2 protein-coding genes are annotated in these 3942 nt (G+C 63.4%); one reads left to right on the top strand and one right to left on the bottom strand.

All coding sequences use genetic code 11. From position 1 onward, the window contains the following. On the top strand, window positions 1-1697 hold a 1697-nt coding region (locus ACTS2Z_RS07490), incomplete at its 5' end, for a PAS domain-containing sensor histidine kinase (protein ID WP_442572593.1). Window positions 1698-1699: 2 nt separating this feature from the next. Here ACTS2Z_RS07490 and ACTS2Z_RS07485 read toward each other — a convergent pair. Continuing rightward, window positions 1700-3942, bottom strand: a 2243-nt coding sequence (locus ACTS2Z_RS07485) for a valine--tRNA ligase (protein ID WP_442572592.1), incomplete at its 5' end; no start/stop codon positions are given.

Raw genomic sequence — 3942 nt, 5'->3', positions numbered from 1 at the left:
CCCACATTTGCGTGGATGGCGTCGCCCGCATGCTGGCAGGCGAGCCGCTCAACGCTATCTACCGGGTGAAGGGCGAGGACGGAACCTGCCGATGGGTCGAGGACCGGGGCGCCATAAGCGCCTGGGACGAGGATGGCGTTCCCGTCGAGGCCATCGGCACGCTTGTCGACATCACACGCCGCAGACGGCTGGAGATTGAGCTGGCCGACCGCGAGCAGCGCCTGAACGAAGCCATGGATGCAGGGCTTTCCGCCATATGGAGCGTTGATCTCAAAACCGGTCAGCAATCGGTGCGCGGCCAGTTGCTCGAATGGATGGGCCGCTCGATCGATGATGGCGATATTGATCCGGCCCACTGGAGCCCGATCATCCACCCGGATGATCGCGAGATCGCCCGCAAGGCACTTGGCGACATCATGGCCGGCAAAGTTGCCGGCCCGATAGATTATCGCCTGCGCGACGGGGACAGCTGGCGCTGGGTGCGGGCAAAAGGTCAGCCAACAGCCTGGGACGATGCCGGCAACCCCATCCGCTCCGGCGGTGTGGTCGTCGACATTACTGCCGAGAAGCAATACGCTGATGCGCTCGACATTGAACGCGAGCGCTTGCGCCAGATCTACGCGACCACGCCTGTAATGCTTGTCTCGCTTGGACCTGACGGAAAAGTGCTCAGGGTGAGCGAATACTGGCTCTCCTCGATGGGCTATGAGCGTGAAGCCGTCATCGGCCAGCCCTACCATGCCTTCCTGACGGAAGAGTCATGGCAGGCAGTCGAGCGGGGTGGCGGCATGGCCGGCCTCATCAGCCATGGCGGAATGCAGCAGGTCCAGGCCCGGATGGTGAAGGCCGACGGCACCATTATCGACACGGTTTCGTCCGCCACGGTCGAATATGGTCCGGACGGGAAAGCTGTCGCGGTACACGGCATCAGCCTCGACATCACCGAAAAGCTGGCAAGCGACGAGGCCCTGAAACGCTATGCCGCGGAGCTGGAACGGACCAATCGCGAACTTGACCGGTTCGCCGCCGTGGCCTCTCACGACCTGCAGGAGCCCCTGCGCAAGATTTCCGCCTTTGCCAGCCTCATCAAACGCCGCCATCAGGGCATGCTGGACCCGGAGACAGACCGCAGCCTGGAATTCCTGGTCGATGCCGCCGGGCGGATGCGCCGTCTGATCGATGATCTCTTGAGCTATTCGCGCGCGGCCAAGCGCACGCTCGACATCCGCCCGGTCAGCATGGATGCCGTGCTGGCCGAGACACTCGCGGCGCTGGAATTGCTGATCGAGGACGCCGGTGCGCAGATCGAGTCCGGGAGCCTGCCCGATGTGGAGGGAGACCCGACACTTCTGCGCCTGCTCTTGCAGAACCTCGTCTCCAACGCGCTGAAATACCGCAAGGGCGCTGGCGTCCGCGTAAACCTGTCGGCCGAACGGCGCGCCGAGGACTGGCACTTTACCGTGACCGATGACGGCATAGGCTTCGATCAGCGCTTTGCCGAAAAGATCTTTGCGCCCTTCCAGCGCCTGCATGGCCGGGAAGAGTATGAAGGGACCGGTATTGGCTTAGCGATCTGCCAGCAGGCGGTAGAGCGTCATGGCGGGCAGATATGGGTGGAATCCGAGCCGGGAACCGGCTCGAGCTTCCATTTTACCCTGCCCTTCAAGCTGCCGGCGGACGGAACCCGCGCCGCCTGAAATCAGGCGTCCGCATCGGCAGCGGGTGCCATTTCCAGCGCAATCTCGAAACGCTCGTCCGGAGACCGGGAAACGCGCGCATCCGACGGCGCCAGCCCCATGCGCACCTGCAGCGCATTGGTAACCGCCTTGAGGTCTTCGGCGACCGGCCCGATCAGGCTGGCAATGTCCTGGTCGGCGTCGGCGACCACTGTCAGCACCTCGATCGGCGCCTTCATCGACACTTGCAGCTCGCTCTTCACCTTGCGGACGCCGGCCAGGATCGACACGAACGCATCACCCTCGCTGCGGAAGCTGTCCTTGTCGGCCTGATCTTCCTGCTTGGGCCAGTTGCCGCGCGCATGCAGCGTCGCCGTATCCGATCCCGCCTTGCCTGCGAGCACGTCATGAAGCGTGTCGGTGACATAAGGGATGAAAGGCGCAAACAGTTTCAGCTGGATGATGCTGGCATGCCAGAGCGTGTGGAGGGCCGAGAGCTGGCCGGCATCGGGCTCGCCTTCAAACCGCGTCCGGCTTTTCACGATCTCGAGGTAATTGTCGCAATAGGTGCGCCAGAAGAAATCGTCCGTGACGCGCAGGGCCTGCGCATACTCGTACGATTCAAAGGCTTTCGTGGCTTTCTCCACCGTCTCGGACAGCTCACCCAGAAGCCATTTGTCCATGGGATGAGTGATATGACCGGCCTCGATATCGGCTCTCGGAGACACCGGATCGATACCCGCCTGTTCGAGTGCCATGTGCGCGAGCTTCACCGCATTCCACAGCTTGGTGACCAGCCGCTTGCCCTGATTGAGCACGTTGGGCGCCAGCGCGGTGTCATGGCCGAGCCGCGACGTGCCCGTCCAGTAGCGCACCGCGTCCGCACCGTACTCGTCCAGCAGCTTGACCGGATCGATGACATTGCCCTTGGACTTGCTCATCTTCGAGCCGTCGCTGGCAAGGCACCAGCCGGAAATGGCGATCGTGTTCCATGGCACCGCGTTCTGGTGATGGAGCGCCTTCACGATGGTGTAGAAGGCCCAGGTGCGGATGATCTCGTGGGCCTGCGGGCGCACGCTCATCGGGAAGAGGCGCTTGTGCACCTCTGCATCCAGCGCCAGCTCTTCATTGATGGAACGCGTGACAAGCTGCGGGCTGACCGAGCTGGTCGCCCAGGTATCCATCACATCGCGCTCACCCTCGACCTCGTCGCTTGTATAGCCCGCAGGCAGGTCGACCGTCGGATCGACCGGCAGGCTTTCCGGATCGGGAACGATCACCTTGCCCTCTTCGCCCGGACGGCGTGAGTACCAGACAGGCAGCGGCACACCGAAATGGCGCTGGCGCGAGATTGCCCAGTCCCATTTCAAACCCTCGACCCAGCTTTCAAAGCGCTGGCGCATGTATTCGGGCTTCCACGCGATCTCGCGGCCCTTGGCCAGGATCTCGTCCTTGAAGTCCAGCGTGCGGATGAACCATTGCGGCGTGACGATGATTTCCAGCGGCGCGCGTGAGCGCTCGGCCACGGGGATGACCTGATGGGTCGTTTCCTGTTTCAGCAGGACGCCCGCCTCGCGCAGCATCTCGATGACGGCCGCCTTCGCCGCTTCCGCCTTCTGGCCGGCGAGCGCCGCAATGGTCGCCTTGGCACCAGCCACATCCACGCTCGGCCAATCATCCGAACCGATGGGCAGGTCCTCGATCATCTTGCCGTCCGGCCCGATCACGATGCGAAGCGGCAGCTTGTGGGTGCGGTACCACTGGATGTCGGTGACATCACCGAAGGTACAGCACATCACCATGCCGGTGCCCTTTTCCGGGTCCACCGTCTCGTCGGCGACAATCGGCACCGGCACACCATAAAGCGGCGTGATCGCCTTTTTGCCGATCAGTTCCTTTGCGCGCGGATGCTCCGGGTGGATGATCAGCGCGCCGCAGGCCGCAATCAGTTCAGGGCGCGTCGTTGCGATGACCGCCGGCTCACCGCCCCCCTCAACCGCGAACGCGACATAGTTCAGCTTGCCTTCGCGCTCGGTCTCTTCCACCTCGGCCTGGGCAATCGCGGTGCGGTCCGCCGGGTCCCAGAGCGTCGGTTCAAGCCGCCGCTCCAGCAAGCCTTTGCGGTAGAGGTCGAGGAAGGACATCTGCGAGACAGTGCGGCTCTCGTCCGAGATCGTCTGGTATTCCCGGCTCCAGTCCACCGACAGGGCGAGGCGGGTGAACAGATCGCGGAATTGCTGCTCGTATTCGGGGATCACCTCGCGGC

The sequence above is a fragment of the Glycocaulis sp. genome, from assembly GCF_052168375.1.
GTDB lineage: Bacteria > Pseudomonadota > Alphaproteobacteria > Caulobacterales > Maricaulaceae > Glycocaulis.
The sequence above is the reverse complement of the archived record's forward strand: the minus strand, read 5'-3'. Positions and strand labels throughout refer to the sequence as shown.